A 14,803-nucleotide genomic window follows, 5' to 3' on the forward strand; every position below is an offset into this window, starting at 1 on the left:
GGCGATGGGTTAATCGTCCGACTTGCTGCAGTCGTGATCTTCATTGCTGAACTGATGGGCATTGGTGAACTCGCCACCTTCATGCCCGTCGGATCGGCGCCGTTTCCGCTCCTGATACGCCGCGTGCTGGCCGGTGCGATGCTCTTGCCTACTGGCTTTGCAGGATTTCGAGCAGTAGCGAGCCCATCCGCGTTTCCGGTCTGCCGTGCGGGCAATGAAAGGTTGTTTGCAGCGAAGGCAGGCGTATTCGGCCGTGGCAGCCATGGCGACCTCCAGTGTTTGGGGTTAGGCGGAACGGGCGGCTAGCATGGCGTCGGCAACGGCGTAGGCGTCTTTTGCGGCGCCCAGGCCCAGCGAACATTCGTCAGCCTTGTTCCCAGTGATGATTGCCTGCACGGCCTTGGCCGCGAAGTAGTCGCGCAGGCTCATGCCGGACAGATCACGTTTCGTTTCAGTGGTCGTCGCCGGATTGAAAATCTGGTGGTCGTAATCCGCGACCGGGAAGGCAGGGCCTCCGTCTTGTTCGCTCATGACTATCTCCATTCGGCGGGGTTACAGGGCGTGGCTGGACATGCTTGCAATGGCTTCATCGATCAGCGCCGATTTGGCTTCTTCGCCATCGAGGAACCGAATGCAATCAGGCATTACCGTGCCGATGGAGCCGTCCGAATACTCAACCAGTGCAACGGTGTAGTTGCCTGGGCCCGACTCGAACTCTTCGTATTCACCTGCCCATTGGTGGAAGCGGCCTTCTCGAAGATCCTTGAGGCCGGTTTTCTTGTTGCCCTCCCAGATTGGGGCCATGGTCATAACTGGTCGCATCGCTGATTCCTCAGTGGATTTGGTTCACCTGTATTCGTCAACACTCATTCCTCCCGCTGGTTGCCGATGGGCGCAGGGTGAGTGCTGACGAATAAAGACGGGAGAAGGGTGCAGGCGCCGAGCGCTACCTCGGGTGCTTCTGGTCTGGCCACGGATACCCGTAGCCCCAGGAATCGCCTGCGAAGAAAAGCAATAAATGAATTAGCGAATGAATCTGCGGACGGGGCGGACGTGGAGCTCGTTGTCCTTGGCGTAGTAGTACTGATAGCCATCATCGAAGTCCACGATGAATGCGTAGTAGGCGGAGCGCTGCGAGCTGCTCAGATGCCACTCCTTCTGAAACAGCTCCGGCACGTTCGCCATGCAAAGGGCCAGCTCGTTGATAGCTGGCAGGTAGAAGTCGCCGTGACCTTCGATGGCAAGCCCGTCACACCAAGCTGCTGCCGGGTGAGTTTGGGCAGAGCCTTCAACCAGGTGCAGGGTGTTGGCCAGGCCATCGAAGCGGCTTGCGGCTTCTGGCTCATCGACCTCGTAGCCGCCGTATGCCAGCTTCTTGCCCTTGACCGACTCATGGGTTGGGACAATCAGCCAGTAGTCAGGCTGGCCTTTCTCGCCGCGCATCAGGCCGGCATTTACGCCGCCTTGGCCGGGCCAGAATTCGCCGATGGCTGGAACATCGCTTGTGGCTGCAACAGGCTTCACGCCAATCGCCAGGGTTGCGAGCCTCAGCACAACAGCTTCGTCAGGGCTGCTGATCGTCACGCTGGGACTGGTGTAGGTGGTCAGTTGATTTGCTTGCATGGGGTATTCCTTGTCGGGGATGTTCGGTTGTTTTCCCAATGCACCCGTCGCCAGGTGCATCAGTGAAAATGTCCGTTGCGAGCTCAAATCAACCGGGCTTTTTTTGTTTTTTGAAGGAAGGTACGAAGCAGGATCGGCTTTGCTTTTGCTGGACAGAAGCCAAGCCCCGCGCTCTGTTTGAGTATCGATAAAGTTTCATCAAGTGCCGCCAATTGCGTTCCGACCAGCCGGTATTGAAAACTTTTCGATCTTCGAATTGATCTGCCTCTTCGATAATTTGAGTCAAGTACGACATAGTGATGGCCTTATGGTTGATGTACCGCGCTTGTTGCGCCGAGAGCAGGGATTTTTGATGACTAAAAAAAGCAAAAAGAAAGTCAAAAAACGCGCACCTAGCAGCAGGCAGCGCATAGCCAAACTAGAAAAAAGAGTTGCCGAGATAAATGCATTAATGCCTAGCGGAACTACACGGCAGCAGGGGATGTACGCCAGAGAACTTCGTGAGCTGCTGGAGCAGATTCGTATTGAAAAGGTTCATGTTCTGTCGCAATACAGCCAGGTTGGCGTGTTCAAGCTTTCTGGCAGTTACGGCAGCGGTAAGAGATAAAAAGAAACCCAGGCTCGCTACTGGCGACAGCATGGGGTCAAAGCTTTGATGTTCATCTGATCGCGGCTCAGCCCATCAGATAACTGTGCTTGGTGCTTTACGCTGCACACCCGGGTCAGTTGCCAACCCTCTGAACCGTTGAGGCCGGTTCATCGCTGCCTTTGAATCTGGGCCGGTGGTGATCCGGCAAGTGGTGAAACCAAAGAGCGGCGGGCGGAGGCCCTTCGCAGTGGCTGTGTGTCGCTGCGATGAGTCAAATATAAGTCAGCTTATTTTATGCGTCAATAAGCATGCTTATAATATTTTCTGCGGACGATAAAAAGCCCGCTCAGTGGCGGGCTCATTTATGCGTCGAAGTATTCGCGCCAGCCGATCCTGACGGTTCCTCCCTCCAGGGCCTCGACCCGGACACCAGCGGTTTCACCAATCTCATCCAGCAGTCGCTTCCAATCCTCAGGGCTTTCGTGGTCCAACCTACGCACCGTCACCGTCTGCACCTTTTGAGCGCCTGGGGAGGCAATCAGCGCCTGAAGTCGGCGGCCAGCTTCCTCGTAGGAAGAGGGCGGTTTCGATGTGGTGAACGCTGGATGCGGCATGTGGTATTCCTTACCAATACTGTATGCACATACAGTATTGGTAAGGCGATATATTAGCAATAGGGCAGCACGAAGATTCATGCATAAATGCATATTATTGAGCTATAGATTCAGGGAGCCATGAAAAAGCCCGCGCGTGGCGGGCTCTGTTGGCTAGGATGGGGTTAGTCGGTAATCGGATGGTACTTGCCGCTCACCGAGTCCCTATAGATGATTTCGCTGAATAGTCTGGGGCCGTCGCGCATCGTGACCAGGGCCTGCCTGGCTTCTTCCTTAGTTTCAAATGGGCCGGCGCCCACGGCCAGGCCGATCATTGAAACAACCGGAAGTCCGGTTCTGGCAATGGCTTCAATGGTGCGTTGCTGTTCTTCTTCGTCACGGCAGGCAGTTGATGCAACCCACCCATTTTTAAGGCGCGGAGCGGTGACCGGATCAACATCGGCGCCGCAGTGCTTGCACTTGACCGCAGCACTCTTGATGCTCTCGGCGCACATAGGGCAGGGGCGCGTGTCTTTTTCTGCCTGAGCGTGAACGGAAGCGGGGGAGCTTTTGCCGCCCAGAAGAACCATGAGCAGGCCAGCGAGTGAGATCATGCCGCCAACAATGGTGTGAATCTGTCGGTCGGCCATCAGGCCCATGTTGTTGACTCGGCCGCCAGCACCAGTTGCCACGGAAACATCCATGCTCAGCGCGAAGACCAGCCAGCATATGCCGACGATCAGCGCTAACGTCCCAAATCCTTTCATTGGATCCCTCCCGAAATTGAGTCCGCACTTTACCATTCGTGGCGTACAGTCACCATTGGCGGGCTACGGATTCAGATCGGGAAGGGCAGATACAAGAAGCCCGGCGCTGGGCCGGGCTTTGTGATCAGGAAAGGGATTCGCTTATGAAAAGTCGATGGAGTTCGCCATCCTTAAACACAGGCTTGGCACGAACTTTTAGCCCTGCATGATCGTTAAGGGCTTTTGAGTAAGCGTTATTGGGGATTGAAAGCTCTACGTCAACCACTTGTCCGGCGACATGGATAGACTGATCTTTCAACTGAACTCGGCAGAGACCTGTCTTCACATTAAGGCCGAAAATACGCTCAATCTGGAATTCGGCAGCGGCGCCAACTTCCATATCTGCATCGGAGCGTATCGCCATCGCCTCAGCCTCTGAAATTAGAATCTCATCATCCGTTCCTGCGAACTGGGTCATGCTGTGGCAGCTTTTCCCTACCGGCGCCAGCGCCGCCCGATAAGATGGCTTGGCGGCAGCAACCAACTGAGGTAGCGTTTCGATAAGCTTCTCTTGCAATCTCACAACATCTGCATGAGCAGTGGTCAGGCCGTTCGCGAGAAGGGTATTGAGATCGGCGGAATCTTTCGCCTGCTGCTTAATAACCTCAATCAATTCTTTCACGCAGCCTCCCCCGGTAAGCGAATCTTTTACGAACCCCATGACCTTGGAGATGAGCCAGTCTAGAGCATCCTTGTAAACGTCAGCAAACATTTGATATTCGTTTGCGACATGCGCCAAGGCAAGGAATGCCTCAAACGAGCCTTCCTTATTGGGTCGCGCATAGCAGGTGAGGGGTATTTGCTTGCGCGGCGGGGCGACTTCAAGGGTTAGGCAATAATGCCCAATCAGGGTGTATAGGCGAGTCGACCCGGCCAGGGATCTCGAAAACTGCGAAGCGTCTATGTAATGCTGATCGGCCTGCTTTCCTTGATAGGAAATTGGCATTTCTGCCGCAACGCGGATTTGGTTGATTGAATCCATTCATGCCTCTTCAGGTCAGACAGCTCGATTATCGTTGCTCAGCCTTTTGATCTCATGACCAGCCCACCTTCACCTCATCCGCATAACCCGCCAGCTTGTCCTCGGCATCCTGAAAGCTCAGCGCGATCTTCATCAGATCGTTGGCGCCTTGCTCATCCCCTGCCGCCAGAAGGCGCTTGGCAAAGACAAACAGATCAACTCCCGACCACTTGAGCAGGGCCGCAGCCTCTTTCAGGTCGCGGCGCAGCTGCTGGTTGGGTTTGGTTAGGCCCATTACGGCCTCCACGCTCATTAGTGAAATTTTTGGGTGGCTTGCACGACGACGCCGACGATTCGGCAGTTCTCATCAAATACTTCAGTTCGGTAGGCGGGGTTCAAGGGCTTCAGATAGAGCCTGCCACCATCGCTGACCAGCTTCTTAAAGGTCGCCTCATTGCTGTCTGGCAGCTTAGCCACGACCAGCTTGCCAGGCGTTGCTTCTACTTCGGTATCCACCAGGATCAGCGATCCTTGGGCGATGCTTGTTCCGACGGGAGACGTCATTGAGTCTCCTTTTACCTCAAGCCAAAACGCCGGTCCTTTCGAGTTGTACTCGGAAAGTTCGTAACGGTCGGAAATGCCAACAGGATAGGGCTCGACTGCTTCAGCCCAGGAGCCAGCAGACACCCAACTGATGACCGGATAGCGAAAACTTTGCGAGGGCTGCGACGCCATTGAGACGTTGGGCTCTTCTTTCGAGGCCATGGCCATGGGGCCGATGTTGTCAGATAGCCATATGGCGCTCACGCCGCATGCGTGGGCGATTTTTGGAAGATGCGCGCTTTGAAGGTTCTTCCCCGTCTCCAACTGGGAGATCAGTGGCTGTTCGACACCGGAGACTGACGCCAGTTTTGCCTGGGTCAGCTTGGCGTGCTTTCGCGCTTCTTTTAGACGTTCTGCAAGTGTGCTCATGCACATGAATTTATAAGTTCCCTTATTGACTTGCAAATAAGCGTGCTTCTACTTAGGATATAAGCAGGCTTATTAGGAGGGTTCTCATATGACCCCTATCGAAAGGCTCGTCGACTTCTTCGGCGGGCAAACAAAAACCGCTTTGGCGCTCGATGTTTCGCAGGCCGCAGTTTCGTACTGGGTTGCCGGCATTCACCCGATGCGCGCCGAAAAAGCCTTCAAGGCTGAAGAGTTGACTGGCGGAAGGATCACTGCTCGCGAGTTGTGCATCCCCCAGAAGGGCGCCCAATCCGCCGCCTGACATTCCTGTCCGCCGTTCCATTGAAGCCATTTTGATCGCAACCGACCCAAGGAAAAACTAGGACATGAAAACCCCAGTGCTAGAGACCCGCCGCGAGGTGATGAAGGAAGTTACCAAGGGCTATCCGGGTGGTCAGGACTGCGCTGCAGCAAAGCTCGGCATCAAGCCCAAGCGCCTGGAAAACCAGATTTATGAGACTGCTGGCTGCCTTCCTTTGAGTGACTCGGAAATCTATGCGCTTGAGCAGGTTAGTGGAACCGAGCATCTGCCGGACTACATCTGCGCGATGTACGGCGGTGTGTTCGTGAAGATCCCGGAAGCGGGGGAGCTGGACAACGTCGATCTGTACCAACGCTCGTTGGCGGCATCTGCACAGCGTGGCGCCCTGGATCAGATGGTGGCGTCTGCCCTGGAAGACGGGGAGATCGATGCGAGCGAAGCCAAAAAGATCCGCGCCCTGCACGCCAAGTACATGTCGGCCAGCCTTGAGGCAGTCGGGGCGGTAATTGAGTTGCACAAGGCGCGTGTGTAATGCGGCTGATCCAGGGTCAGGTCGTACAGATCGCAATCGCGGGCCGGTGCAGCCCTGAAAGCACGGAAATCATTCCTTCGATTGCCGGGCTGACTCTGCCTGAGTTCTGGCTTGAGTTGTGGGGGCAGGTTGGTAGCAAACGCTCGAAAATCGGCTACGCAAAGTTCGAGCTGGCTACCACAAACGTCACTGAAGGATTTGCTGAAGGTACGTACCAATTAGCACAGCTGCTGCCGGCAGACGCCCAACCCCCTCATCCAATAATTTCAATGTCAGGTGTTTTATGGCCTCGGCAGAGAGTCCTTTCAAGCCTTGCACAAGGCGAGCCTTCTCTTCTGGCGGCGTATCACTCTCAAGGATGTTCCTTTCTAGGAGATCGCGGAGGGTGTCCTCATGAATCTTGATCGTCACCACACCAAGGACTGCGCTAAGTCCTCCGTCATCGGCGAGGAAGTCCATGCCCGACTTCGTGCACTGAATGCCATTGTTGGTGGGAAGGGCGAACCCGTCGCCCGTGAGCTCAATACATTTTTTGATGAGCCCGTGCTCTGCCAGGTAGCAGAGGTTCGCGTCGACTCTCTCCTTTGTCTCCGCCGCGCCAAGATCGAAGTACAGGCCATGCGGGGCAGGGAATGGGTACGCCTCAGCTGCCGCCTCAAGAATCCGCTTCTGAAGCGCTCTATCCAATTTCATCTGTCCGGCCTCCTAGGCCTTCTTGTGGGGAAGCAGAAAGCTACCACGGATGCGCCGGACACCCAATTTACCCGCAACACCAAATCGCAGGCACAAAAAAGCCAGGTTCGCGGCCTGGCTCTTTGTGCAGCACTTACAACTAAGTTCTGGAGCGAATAATGCCCATGTCTACCCAAACTGTCAATTCGCCACCTTTCGCGCCACGTTTTTCGCAATCTGAAAACGTGGCGCGGATTAAGCCCGTGACTCCTTTCGACTTCCACGGCTTCCCTGTCCGCGTAATTGACGACGGCCACGGTGAGCCCTGCTTCATCGCCAAGGACATCGCCGAAGCCCTCGGCTACTCCAACACGTCGAAGGCGATCAATGCTCACTGCAAAGCGGTCAGTACCTGCCATACCGAAATGGGAGGTCAGGTCCGCGCAGTGCAAATAATCCCGGAGCGCGACCTCTACCGCCTGGTGATGAAGTCCAAGCTCCCGGCTGCTGAGCAGTTCGAGGAGTGGGTGGTCGGGCAGGTGCTGCCGAGCATCCGCAAGACCGGCACCTTTTCTGCCCAAGGCCCAAACAACTCCAAGATCGTCGGCGAGCTGGCAATCCTTGAGTGCTTCGATCGCCTGCTCAAGCCTGCGCCCTCCAGCAAAATGATGATGCTTGCCCAGATCGCCGCCAACAACGGTCTGGACGCCAAGTTCCTCCCGGGCTACGCCGTGGACGCCGCTTCTGATGCTGCTGGCGGCTCTTCCATGCCTACCAAGGCCGTCACTGCTCTCATCAAGGAAAACAATATCAGCAGCACGGCGCCTGGCTTCAATCGCGCACTGGCTGCCTATGGCTTCCTCAAGGTTATGCAGCGCAAGAACTCCAAGGGCCTGTCTGTTGATTTCTGGTCTGTGACTGAAAAGGGCCTCCAGTACGGCAAGAACCTCACCAGCCCTCAATGCCCCCGCGAGACGCAGCCTCACTGGTACGTGGATCGCTTCCTTGAATTGGCCGCTTTGGTCGGGAAGGCCTGACATGCAATACACCGTCACGATTAACCAGGTGAAGGCGCTGGAGTGGGGGCTGAATTCTCAGCAGGCCCTGCTGTTCGCCTTCGTCTATGGCTGCCCGAGCTGGACAAAGCCAATCAAGACCGATGGCGGGATCTTCTTCGCACTGAGCAAGGCCAAGATCATTGAGGAGCTGCCGCTGCTCACTGATAAGCCGGACACCGCTTATCGCATGCTGAAGGCTCTGGAAGAGGCTGGTTTGATTGAGCTTTCCAGCACTTCAAACATCACGCTTTTCCGCCTCACAGAGAAGGCCGTCGAGTGGAACCAGAAGCTCGACGGGTCGGAAAAATATCCGACCCCACCAAAAAACAAAGGTCGGAAAAATATCCGATCTACCTCGGATAAATCTCCGAGCAAGGTCGGAAAAAAATCCGATCAAGGGTCGGAAAAATCTCCGACAAATCAGGATACCAATAATCAGGGTACCAATCAGGATACCAGTCACAGCTTGCCGGAAGGCTCGGACAAGCCGACCCAACCCGGCGTGCTTGTGCTGGTTGTGGATCAACCCGAAGCACCCCGCGTCGAAATACCCGTCGACATGCCAGGGCCGAAAGACCAGGCCTGCAAAACGTTCAAGGCCTGGGCGAACTACGCCATGGCTTACCGCAAGCGGTACCAGTGCTGGCCGGTATGGAACGCTGCAGCCGGTGGAATCCTTGGCAAGCTGGTTGATCGCCTGGGAGTCGACGTTGCCCACAGCGTTGCCGCGTACTACCTCACGATCAACGACGCCCGCATCGTCAATGACTGCCACAGCTTGAACAACCTGATCGCCAAGGCGGAGGCCTACCACACCCAGTGGGCTACCGGCCGTCAGATGAATTCGCGAACTGCCCGCCAGATCGAAGACACCCAAGCCAACTTCAACGCCGGCCAAGAGGCCAGCCGCAGCATTCTGGAAGGGGGTGAGAGCAATGCTTTCCTACGCCGAAACCGCTGAACTGAGCATGGCCATTTGTGCCACTGCTGAAACCCTTGGGCAGGTGCTGAGCGCACCGGCTGCCAAGCTGATGGCCGAGGATCTGGCGGAACACGACATGGGCGTCATCGCCAATGCGCTCTGGTCCTGCCGTCGTGAACTGACTGGAAAACTGACACTTGCCGCGATTCTTCAGCGCGTCCAAGCCGCTGACGGCCGCCCCGGCAGGGACGAAGCCTGGGCCATCGCCATGACCACCAACGACGAATACGAAACCGTGGTGCTGACCGATGAAATTCAGCTGGCCCTTGCTGCTGCCAAACCTGTGCTCGATGCCGGAGACAAGATCGGTGCCCGCATGGCCTTCATCAGCGCCTACGAGCGGTTTGTCGGCCAATCCCGAGAGGATGCCAAGCCTGTGAACTGGCACGTCTCTGTGGGCTTTGATGCGAGCCGCAGAGTTCAGGCGGTTACCAAGGCCGTCGAGCTGAAGCGTATTCCTCGGGAGCACGCTCAGAAGTATCTCGCCGATCTCAGCGTTGTGCCGCTTACCGAAGACGGACGTGCAATCGCTGGCCTGCTGACAGGAACGGTTACCCAGCCAACCCCAGTCCTGCGCGAAAAGCTTCAGCTGGTGAAGTCCTCAATGCTGGAAATGCGCAAAGCCAGCGCTGAGCGAAAGCTCGAACTACGGATTGAAGCGGCCAATGAATTGGCGAATCGCCGGGCGCTGCTGATCCGGCAGGCCCAGGAACTGGAAGAGAAGAGGGCGGCGCAATGACCGATTACAGCGAACTGAAGCGGCTGGCCGAGGCCTGCATCGCTGCCGGCGAATACCTGCCGGGTGAAGCATGGGAAGAGGACCGTAGCTATTGCCAAGCAGAAGTGGCGTTTCTTGAATTCGTGCCCGTGGCAACACCTGCCGCAGTCCAGGCGCTGATCGCCGAGAGCGAGCGCCTGAAGACATTGCGGAGCGCAACCGAACGTGATCTTGCGCAAGAGCTTGAGGTTTGGCGGAGCGGCCCGTCCTGCTGGAGTTGCGGCGATACCGGTGACGTGCATGACATCGTCGGCGAATGGCGTGGCCAATGCGACTGCAATGCAGCCAAGTTGATTGATGTTGCCAGTGAGCGCGACCAGCTCAAGGCCGAGAACGAGCGCCAGGCGGCGCAATACAAGGAATGGCAGGCAAGCCACCACGCCAACTACTGCAAGGTCGCCGAAGAGCGCGACGAACTCCGTGCTGAAAACGCCGGCCTCAAGACCGGCTACGAAGCCTACGAGCAGGTGAATGCTGAGCTGAAGGCTGAGGTGGAGGGGCTGCGCAAGTTGGGCCCGAGCAAAGAAATCATCTGGTGCGCCTGCGGTGATGGCTATCCAGTTAACAGCCACGGCGCAGGGTTCATGGATGCCAACAACGGCGTTTGCGCGAATTGCGACGCCGCCCTGGGCCAGGGAGAGCAGTCATGAGCCGCAGCCAAGTAGCAATTTTGGTCTGCTCGCTCTATGCGGTGATCGGAATTCTTGTAGGGGGCAGTATGCGCCCGTTTCTCGCCCTCGCTGTATTCACCTGCGGGCCGCTTGCTCTGCATTACCTGACCAATCCGGAAGCCAGGGGGGATCAGCCATGACCAACATCACCCACAAGCCTCGCCACTTCTGGTCAGCCGGTCCTGCGCGAGTTCGTGAGGTCTTGCGGCTCGCCTACCTGTTCGCTACCGAGCTGTCCGCCGCCGGCGCCGTCGAGATCATCGTCCGCCCGGTGAAGTCCCGCCGCACCCTGGAGCAGAACGCCAAGCTGTGGGCGATGTTGGGCGACATCTCCCGCCAGGTCGAATGGCCGGTCAATGGTGTCATGCAGAAGCTCGACAGCGAGGACTGGAAGGCCCTCATGACCGCGGCAGCCCGCCATGAGATCCGCATGGCCCAGGGCATCAATGGCGGTGTGGTGATGCTCGGGGAAAGCACCAAGCGCATGACCGTGGCTGAATTGGGCGACGTGATCGAATGTATGTACGTCTTCGGCGCCGAAAAGGGCGTCAGCTGGAGCGAGCTGAAAGGGCAGATGCCAGAGCAATGGGAGGCGGCAGCATGAGCCATAACTTCAAGCCGGGCGACCTGGCGCTGGTTATCAATCACACCTTCCCACCAGTGATCGGCACATGCGTCGAACTGATAAGTCGTCATCTGGTGAGTCCGGTGGATCGCAAGGATCCAATGGACCCAGGCGTTTATGAGCAGGATGGCGGCGACCCGGTATGGGTAGTGAGCGAAGACAAGGCCATCGTTTGGGAAAAGTGGCTCATGCCCCTTCGTGGCGACTTCACCCCAGAGCAGCAGAAAGCCAAGGAGGCAGAGCCATGCGCGTAGCCATCGAGAAGAAGGCGCCAAAGCCCAAGACCTGCCGCAACCCAGCATGCAGGGGCTCATTCGTCCCTCAGCGCCTCGGTCAAGCGGTGTGCAGCCCTAAGTGTGGACTTGCCATCAAGGACGTTAACCAGGAGAGGGCGCGCAAGTCGCTGGATCAGGTTGGCCGCGCCGAGATCCGTGTGCGCAAGGAGAAGCTGAAGAGCAGGGCGGATCATGCGCGCGACACGCAGCAAGCATTCAACGAATGGGTGCGCCTACGAGACGCCGATCTGCCTTGCGTGAGCTGCGGTCGCCACCACGACGGCCAATATCACGCGGGGCATTACAGGACGGTCGCAGCCAACCCGGAGATCCGATTCGAGCCTTTGAATGTTCACAAACAATGCGCCCCCTGCAATAACCACAAGTCGGGCGACATTGTGAATTACCGCATTGAGCTGGTGAAGCGGATCGGCACCGAGGCCGTGGAGTGGCTTGAAGGCCCTCATGAGGCCAAGAAGTACACCGTCGAAGAGCTGAAGGCGATGACCGCCGACTACCGGGCAAAAACAAGAGAGCTGAAGGGGAGAGCGGCATGACTTATCGCAACGTGGTATCCGCAGTTGTCCGGGCGCTCGCCGCCGAAACCATCAACTCCGCCGGCGGCTGCGACTTTGAGCCAAAGGTGCAGTGCGCCAAGCAGAAGGGGGAGATCGTTGGCAAGGAAGCGGCGTTGCTTCAAGACTGCTGGGTGTTCGGGCGCCTGCACAAAGCGCTCACCCCGGCGCACTGGCGTGCCTTGGTTGCGAAGTACTCCACGCACCAGGAGCGTAAGCACGGTGCCATTCTGGAGCTGCTGAGTTCGGTGAAGACTCCGGCGCCGAAACGATTCCGTGAGTGCGCCGTGCTGACCTGGGCTATTCCGCAAGTGGCGGGGGCCGGGGGCAAGCGTTCTGCCGCGGTCCTGCCAGCAGCCTGGTATGACATCACGAACTGGGACAATGACGGCAAGCCGGAGTCGACCCGGTACCGGTGGCGCTCGTCGATTCGCAAGGCACTGGATGACCAGGTGAACGAGGCGCTGACCGCTGCCCAGGAGCTGCTCGATGCAGAGGGGCTCATCGAAAGTTGCGCTGCGTAGCAGTTAGCCATTGCAATGAGTGAGAAAGTGAGAGAATATTTGCCCATCCTGTCGATCTTGCGCGTTAGGGATTGACACTAGAAAGCCTCGCCAATGTGCGGGGCTTTTTGCTTTGCGCCGTTCGTCCAGTGTTTGGCACTCGCTGCGACCTGCCGACTCCCATGTTTAAGCGCGGATATTCCGAGCGTTTGAACGGAGAGCCAGCATGGATATTGATAAGAGAGCCCCAGGCAACATTTCTCAGCAGGAAGTGACCCGCGGTACAGATAATGAAACAGGGCACGATTCGAAGCGTGATGAGGATGAAATCCCTCTGCCGCCGGATGACGAAGCTCCTCTTGAAGAAGAGATGTCGGATGTCGATGCAGCTGATTCTGTAGCAAGTGAGCACCCCGACAACTGATGCAAGTTCGCTTAAATGAGCCCGGCCACTGCGCCGGGTTTTTTATTGCTTCAATTTCACCTGTAGCCAGGACAGCCCTCGGGAAGGCCTGGACGCTGATAAGCCGGAAAGTACAGCGCTTCAAGAAAACACCGGCAGCCCGCGTACCCTGTCCCATCACCATGCTTACAGGGTGGCGCGAGACTGGAACAGCGAGATCGATGCATTGGGGCGTCGACGCTGGGAAGGTCTCTGGCAGACAGCTCGGAAAGACGAGCGCACCTATTCAGGGCCTCTGCATTCGCAGGGGCCTTTCTGTTTTGGGCAATGCCCAGGCCTACGCAGGCCATTTTTATTCCTAACTCCCTGACGGGGAGGAACCGAGATGCCAAACATGCCAGACAAACCAGACACTTGGGCGATAGCGCTTGCATGGTTGAGCCAGCATTCGCCAATCCTCTATGCGGCTGGTCTTTCCTGCGCCATGGCTGTCTTGCGTATCACCTACGGCGGCGGTACACGGCGCCAGATGATCGTGGAGGGTGCTATCTGTGGCGGTCTGGCCCTGACGATCATCAGCGGGCTTGAGTTTTTCCATTTGCCCCAGAGCATGGCCACCTTCGTAGGTGGCTGGGTTGGCTTTCTGGGCGTGGAGAAGATCCGCTCTATTGCTGATCGTGTGACGGACTTCAAGCTGCCCAGTCGCAAAGCCGAGTAATCCGCGCCACGTTTTCGAATGCGCCAAATCGTGGCGCGAGGTTTTGCAGATGAGCAACGTCACCCGCCTACGGCATGTGCTTCCCATGGGGAAGGACATCAACGCTGCGGTAAGCGCTCTCGATAAGGCCATTGCCGATGCAGTGGACGTCGCCAAGGCTGCCGGATTGCCTCAAGGCCTGATCGTTGGACTGCTCCACGGCCATGCCCACGCACAGACTCATCAGATGGTGATCGAATGACCGTCAAGGTTCTGGAGTTCAAGCGCCCCGGCGATCCTCACTCGTCCGGTGAAGCCATCTGCGCCCACTGCAAGCATGAATGGGTGGCTGTAGCGCCTGCTGGCCAGCGGAATCTTGAGTGCCCGGCCTGTAGTTCGCACCGAGGCGTATTCAAGTGGCCCTATGGTCCGTCCGAAGGCGATGAGGGCTACCAGTGCAATTGCGGCTCCGAAGACTTCTTCATCATGCGCCGGGGCAAGCAGGCCAATGGCGCGGTGTACTGCCGTGGTTGCGGCACAGAGGCCACTGGCTGGTTCCAATAATCAAGGATTCCCCATGACAACCAAGCAACCCGACTGGGAGGCAATCGAACGCGCCTACCGGGCCGGTCTGCTTTCCATACGAGAGATCGCCTCTACTCAAGGCATAACCCACGGCGCTATAAACAAGCGCGCCAAGCGGGATGGATGGGAGCGAAACCTCAAGGCAAAGATACAGGCGAAGGCTGATTCGCTGGTATCCAAACGCACGGTATCCACTCTGGTATCCACCAAACAGGCGGATACCGAAAGAGAGATTATCGAGGTCAACGCGGAGGTCATTGCGAATATCCGCATGGCCCACCGTGGCGACATCTCACGCGGTCGGCGACTGACCAATAAGCTTCTGGATGAGCTGGAAGGGCTGACTGACAACCGGCAGTTATTTGAAGAGCTCGGCGAGCTGATGCGCTCGGAGGACGACAACGGCCAGGACAAGCGCAACGACCTGTACCAGCGGATCATTGATCTGCCAGGCCGATCCAAGACGATGAAGGAAATGGCGGAGACGCTGAAGACCCTGATCTCGCTGGAACGCCAGGCCTACGACCTCGACACCAAATCTGGCGGCAATGACGCCGACGAGCTATCCAAGCTGATGGACGATCTATCGAAGGACGCCTGAC

27 protein-coding genes are annotated in these 14,803 nt (G+C 57.2%); 17 read left to right on the forward strand and 10 right to left on the reverse strand.

Features of this window, described 5'->3' with window-relative positions; translation table 11 throughout:
• Window positions 1–9: 9 nt before the first annotated feature.
• The 4 genes from CKW13_RS20175 to CKW13_RS20190 all read right to left on the reverse strand — a co-directional run bounded on the left by CKW13_RS20175 (window position 10) and on the right by CKW13_RS20190 (window position 1,683).
• Complete coding sequence (locus CKW13_RS20175; protein ID WP_095110530.1) at window positions 10–264, reverse strand: hypothetical protein; 255 nt, start codon at window positions 262–264, stop codon at window positions 10–12.
• Between the two features lie 21 nt (window positions 265–285).
• The gene (locus tag CKW13_RS20180) at window positions 286–531 is read right to left on the reverse strand and encodes a hypothetical protein (RefSeq protein WP_095110531.1); all 246 of its coding nucleotides are present in this window, start codon (window positions 529–531) and stop codon (window positions 286–288) included.
• Window positions 532–552: 21 nt separating this feature from the next.
• Entirely contained in the window at window positions 553–822 is a 270-nt protein-coding gene (locus CKW13_RS20185) for a hypothetical protein (protein ID WP_141234000.1), read from the reverse strand.
• A gap of 201 nt (window positions 823–1,023) precedes the next feature.
• Window positions 1,024–1,683, reverse strand: a complete 660-nt coding sequence (locus CKW13_RS20190; protein ID WP_256576640.1) for a DUF1566 domain-containing protein — start codon at window positions 1,681–1,683, stop codon at window positions 1,024–1,026.
• Window positions 1,684–1,930: 247 nt separating this feature from the next.
• Between CKW13_RS20190 and CKW13_RS20195 the strand changes: the two genes are divergently transcribed.
• Window positions 1,931–2,230: a hypothetical protein gene (locus CKW13_RS20195; RefSeq protein ID WP_095110534.1), complete on the forward strand. Its 300-nt coding sequence runs from the start codon at window positions 1,931–1,933 to the stop codon at window positions 2,228–2,230.
• Between the two features lie 344 nt (window positions 2,231–2,574).
• Here CKW13_RS20195 and CKW13_RS20200 read toward each other — a convergent pair whose 3' ends face one another.
• The 5 genes from CKW13_RS20200 to CKW13_RS20220 all read right to left on the reverse strand — a co-directional run bounded on the left by CKW13_RS20200 (window position 2,575) and on the right by CKW13_RS20220 (window position 5,550).
• Entirely contained in the window at window positions 2,575–2,826 is a 252-nt protein-coding gene (locus CKW13_RS20200; RefSeq protein WP_095110535.1) for a DUF1654 domain-containing protein, read from the reverse strand.
• 164 nt (window positions 2,827–2,990) lie between these two features.
• Complete coding sequence (locus CKW13_RS24830; RefSeq protein ID WP_256576641.1) at window positions 2,991–3,572, reverse strand: hypothetical protein; 582 nt, start codon at window positions 3,570–3,572, stop codon at window positions 2,991–2,993.
• A gap of 124 nt (window positions 3,573–3,696) precedes the next feature.
• The gene (locus CKW13_RS20210; RefSeq protein WP_095110536.1) at window positions 3,697–4,593 is read right to left on the reverse strand and encodes a hypothetical protein; all 897 of its coding nucleotides are present in this window, start codon (window positions 4,591–4,593) and stop codon (window positions 3,697–3,699) included.
• Between the two features lie 52 nt (window positions 4,594–4,645).
• Window positions 4,646–4,867, reverse strand: coding sequence for a hypothetical protein (locus CKW13_RS20215; RefSeq protein WP_095110537.1), 222 nt, complete (start codon window positions 4,865–4,867; stop codon window positions 4,646–4,648).
• 17 nt (window positions 4,868–4,884) lie between these two features.
• Entirely contained in the window at window positions 4,885–5,550 is a 666-nt protein-coding gene (locus CKW13_RS20220; protein ID WP_095110538.1) for a LexA family transcriptional regulator, read from the reverse strand.
• Between the two features lie 82 nt (window positions 5,551–5,632).
• Between CKW13_RS20220 and CKW13_RS20225 the strand changes: the two genes are divergently transcribed.
• Complete coding sequence (locus CKW13_RS20225; protein WP_095110539.1) at window positions 5,633–5,845, forward strand: Cro/CI family transcriptional regulator; 213 nt, start codon at window positions 5,633–5,635, stop codon at window positions 5,843–5,845.
• A 64-nt stretch (window positions 5,846–5,909) separates the two neighbouring features.
• The gene (locus CKW13_RS20230; protein ID WP_095110540.1) at window positions 5,910–6,377 is read left to right on the forward strand and encodes a YmfL family putative regulatory protein; all 468 of its coding nucleotides are present in this window, start codon (window positions 5,910–5,912) and stop codon (window positions 6,375–6,377) included.
• Between the two features lie 186 nt (window positions 6,378–6,563).
• On the opposite strand, the gene CKW13_RS20235 is transcribed toward CKW13_RS20230, so the two are convergent.
• Complete coding sequence (locus CKW13_RS20235) at window positions 6,564–7,070, reverse strand: hypothetical protein (RefSeq protein WP_095110541.1); 507 nt, start codon at window positions 7,068–7,070, stop codon at window positions 6,564–6,566.
• A 164-nt stretch (window positions 7,071–7,234) separates the two neighbouring features.
• Between CKW13_RS20235 and CKW13_RS20240 the strand changes: the two genes are divergently transcribed.
• From CKW13_RS20240 to CKW13_RS20300, 14 genes are all read left to right on the forward strand, one after another.
• Window positions 7,235–8,086 (forward strand): BRO family protein, encoded by an 852-nt coding sequence (locus tag CKW13_RS20240; RefSeq protein WP_095110580.1) that lies wholly within the window; start codon window positions 7,235–7,237, stop codon window positions 8,084–8,086.
• A 1-nt stretch (window position 8,087) separates the two neighbouring features.
• The gene (locus CKW13_RS20245; RefSeq protein ID WP_095110542.1) at window positions 8,088–9,068 is read left to right on the forward strand and encodes a phage replication protein; all 981 of its coding nucleotides are present in this window, start codon (window positions 8,088–8,090) and stop codon (window positions 9,066–9,068) included.
• Window positions 9,043–9,828: a hypothetical protein gene (locus CKW13_RS20250; protein ID WP_095110543.1), complete on the forward strand. Its 786-nt coding sequence runs from the start codon at window positions 9,043–9,045 to the stop codon at window positions 9,826–9,828. Before CKW13_RS20245 ends, CKW13_RS20250 begins: the two co-directional genes overlap by 26 nt.
• Window positions 9,825–10,517 carry a hypothetical protein gene (locus CKW13_RS20255; protein ID WP_095110544.1) on the forward strand — a complete coding sequence of 231 codons (693 nt, stop codon included), beginning with the start codon at window positions 9,825–9,827 and terminating at the stop codon, window positions 10,515–10,517. The genes CKW13_RS20250 and CKW13_RS20255 overlap by 4 nt, the downstream gene beginning before the upstream one ends.
• A complete protein-coding gene (locus CKW13_RS24520) occupies window positions 10,514–10,678 on the forward strand; it encodes a hypothetical protein (RefSeq protein WP_176465152.1) in 165 nt (54 codons plus the stop codon). The genes CKW13_RS20255 and CKW13_RS24520 overlap by 4 nt, the downstream gene beginning before the upstream one ends.
• On the forward strand, window positions 10,675–11,142 hold the full coding sequence (locus CKW13_RS20260; protein WP_095110545.1) for a recombination protein NinB: 468 nt from the start codon (window positions 10,675–10,677) through the stop codon (window positions 11,140–11,142). Before CKW13_RS24520 ends, CKW13_RS20260 begins: the two co-directional genes overlap by 4 nt.
• The gene (locus CKW13_RS20265; protein ID WP_095110413.1) at window positions 11,139–11,417 is read left to right on the forward strand and encodes a hypothetical protein; all 279 of its coding nucleotides are present in this window, start codon (window positions 11,139–11,141) and stop codon (window positions 11,415–11,417) included. Before CKW13_RS20260 ends, CKW13_RS20265 begins: the two co-directional genes overlap by 4 nt.
• On the forward strand, window positions 11,408–11,995 hold the full coding sequence (locus tag CKW13_RS20270) for a recombination protein NinG (RefSeq protein WP_095110546.1): 588 nt from the start codon (window positions 11,408–11,410) through the stop codon (window positions 11,993–11,995). Before CKW13_RS20265 ends, CKW13_RS20270 begins: the two co-directional genes overlap by 10 nt.
• Window positions 11,992–12,537 carry a hypothetical protein gene (locus CKW13_RS20275; RefSeq protein ID WP_095110547.1) on the forward strand — a complete coding sequence of 182 codons (546 nt, stop codon included), beginning with the start codon at window positions 11,992–11,994 and terminating at the stop codon, window positions 12,535–12,537. The genes CKW13_RS20270 and CKW13_RS20275 overlap by 4 nt, the downstream gene beginning before the upstream one ends.
• A gap of 205 nt (window positions 12,538–12,742) precedes the next feature.
• Window positions 12,743–12,940, forward strand: a complete 198-nt coding sequence (locus CKW13_RS20280; RefSeq protein ID WP_095110548.1) for a hypothetical protein — start codon at window positions 12,743–12,745, stop codon at window positions 12,938–12,940.
• Between the two features lie 364 nt (window positions 12,941–13,304).
• A complete protein-coding gene (locus CKW13_RS20285; RefSeq protein ID WP_095110549.1) occupies window positions 13,305–13,637 on the forward strand; it encodes a phage holin, lambda family in 333 nt (110 codons plus the stop codon).
• A 49-nt stretch (window positions 13,638–13,686) separates the two neighbouring features.
• A complete protein-coding gene (locus CKW13_RS20290; RefSeq protein WP_095110550.1) occupies window positions 13,687–13,878 on the forward strand; it encodes a hypothetical protein in 192 nt (63 codons plus the stop codon).
• Window positions 13,875–14,180, forward strand: coding sequence for a hypothetical protein (locus CKW13_RS20295; RefSeq protein WP_095110551.1), 306 nt, complete (start codon window positions 13,875–13,877; stop codon window positions 14,178–14,180). The genes CKW13_RS20290 and CKW13_RS20295 overlap by 4 nt, the downstream gene beginning before the upstream one ends.
• Before the next feature lie 13 nt (window positions 14,181–14,193).
• Window positions 14,194–14,802 (forward strand): hypothetical protein, encoded by a 609-nt coding sequence (locus CKW13_RS20300; RefSeq protein WP_095110552.1) that lies wholly within the window; start codon window positions 14,194–14,196, stop codon window positions 14,800–14,802.
• Window position 14,803 lies beyond the last annotated feature (1 nt).

The organism is Pseudomonas sp. Irchel 3E20 (assembly GCF_900187645.1).
GTDB lineage: Bacteria > Pseudomonadota > Gammaproteobacteria > Pseudomonadales > Pseudomonadaceae > Aquipseudomonas.

Bases quoted from the DNA above. Each gene is read 5' to 3' on its own strand.
- CKW13_RS20180 (WP_095110531.1), bottom strand. From the start codon at position 531: ATGAGCGAACAAGACGGAGGCCCTGCCTTCCCGGTCGCGGATTACGAC.
- CKW13_RS20265 (WP_095110413.1), top strand. From the start codon at position 11,139: ATGAGCCATAACTTCAAGCCGGGCGACCTGGCGCTGGTTATCAATCAC.
- CKW13_RS24830 (WP_256576641.1), bottom strand. From the start codon at position 3,572: ATGAAAGGATTTGGGACGTTAGCGCTGATCGTCGGCATATGCTGGCTG.
- CKW13_RS20270 (WP_095110546.1), top strand. From the start codon at position 11,408: ATGCGCGTAGCCATCGAGAAGAAGGCGCCAAAGCCCAAGACCTGCCGC.
- CKW13_RS20220 (WP_095110538.1), bottom strand. From the start codon at position 5,550: ATGTGCATGAGCACACTTGCAGAACGTCTAAAAGAAGCGCGAAAGCAC.
- CKW13_RS20290 (WP_095110550.1), top strand. From the start codon at position 13,687: ATGAGCAACGTCACCCGCCTACGGCATGTGCTTCCCATGGGGAAGGAC.
- CKW13_RS20280 (WP_095110548.1), top strand. From the start codon at position 12,743: ATGGATATTGATAAGAGAGCCCCAGGCAACATTTCTCAGCAGGAAGTG.
- CKW13_RS20190 (WP_256576640.1), bottom strand. From the start codon at position 1,683: ATGCACCTGGCGACGGGTGCATTGGGAAAACAACCGAACATCCCCGAC.
- CKW13_RS20255 (WP_095110544.1), top strand. From the start codon at position 9,825: ATGACCGATTACAGCGAACTGAAGCGGCTGGCCGAGGCCTGCATCGCT.
- CKW13_RS20185 (WP_141234000.1), bottom strand. From the start codon at position 822: ATGCGACCAGTTATGACCATGGCCCCAATCTGGGAGGGCAACAAGAAA.
- CKW13_RS20250 (WP_095110543.1), top strand. From the start codon at position 9,043: ATGCTTTCCTACGCCGAAACCGCTGAACTGAGCATGGCCATTTGTGCC.
- CKW13_RS20285 (WP_095110549.1), top strand. From the start codon at position 13,305: ATGCCAAACATGCCAGACAAACCAGACACTTGGGCGATAGCGCTTGCA.
- CKW13_RS20215 (WP_095110537.1), bottom strand. From the start codon at position 4,867: ATGGGCCTAACCAAACCCAACCAGCAGCTGCGCCGCGACCTGAAAGAG.
- CKW13_RS20195 (WP_095110534.1), top strand. From the start codon at position 1,931: ATGGTTGATGTACCGCGCTTGTTGCGCCGAGAGCAGGGATTTTTGATG.
- CKW13_RS20235 (WP_095110541.1), bottom strand. From the start codon at position 7,070: ATGAAATTGGATAGAGCGCTTCAGAAGCGGATTCTTGAGGCGGCAGCT.
- CKW13_RS20300 (WP_095110552.1), top strand. From the start codon at position 14,194: ATGACAACCAAGCAACCCGACTGGGAGGCAATCGAACGCGCCTACCGG.
- CKW13_RS20260 (WP_095110545.1), top strand. From the start codon at position 10,675: ATGACCAACATCACCCACAAGCCTCGCCACTTCTGGTCAGCCGGTCCT.
- CKW13_RS20230 (WP_095110540.1), top strand. From the start codon at position 5,910: ATGAAAACCCCAGTGCTAGAGACCCGCCGCGAGGTGATGAAGGAAGTT.
- CKW13_RS20295 (WP_095110551.1), top strand. From the start codon at position 13,875: ATGACCGTCAAGGTTCTGGAGTTCAAGCGCCCCGGCGATCCTCACTCG.
- CKW13_RS20245 (WP_095110542.1), top strand. From the start codon at position 8,088: ATGCAATACACCGTCACGATTAACCAGGTGAAGGCGCTGGAGTGGGGG.
- CKW13_RS20240 (WP_095110580.1), top strand. From the start codon at position 7,235: ATGTCTACCCAAACTGTCAATTCGCCACCTTTCGCGCCACGTTTTTCG.
- CKW13_RS20275 (WP_095110547.1), top strand. From the start codon at position 11,992: ATGACTTATCGCAACGTGGTATCCGCAGTTGTCCGGGCGCTCGCCGCC.
- CKW13_RS24520 (WP_176465152.1), top strand. From the start codon at position 10,514: ATGAGCCGCAGCCAAGTAGCAATTTTGGTCTGCTCGCTCTATGCGGTG.
- CKW13_RS20175 (WP_095110530.1), bottom strand. From the start codon at position 264: ATGGCTGCCACGGCCGAATACGCCTGCCTTCGCTGCAAACAACCTTTC.
- CKW13_RS20210 (WP_095110536.1), bottom strand. From the start codon at position 4,593: ATGGATTCAATCAACCAAATCCGCGTTGCGGCAGAAATGCCAATTTCC.
- CKW13_RS20225 (WP_095110539.1), top strand. From the start codon at position 5,633: ATGACCCCTATCGAAAGGCTCGTCGACTTCTTCGGCGGGCAAACAAAA.
- CKW13_RS20200 (WP_095110535.1), bottom strand. From the start codon at position 2,826: ATGCCGCATCCAGCGTTCACCACATCGAAACCGCCCTCTTCCTACGAG.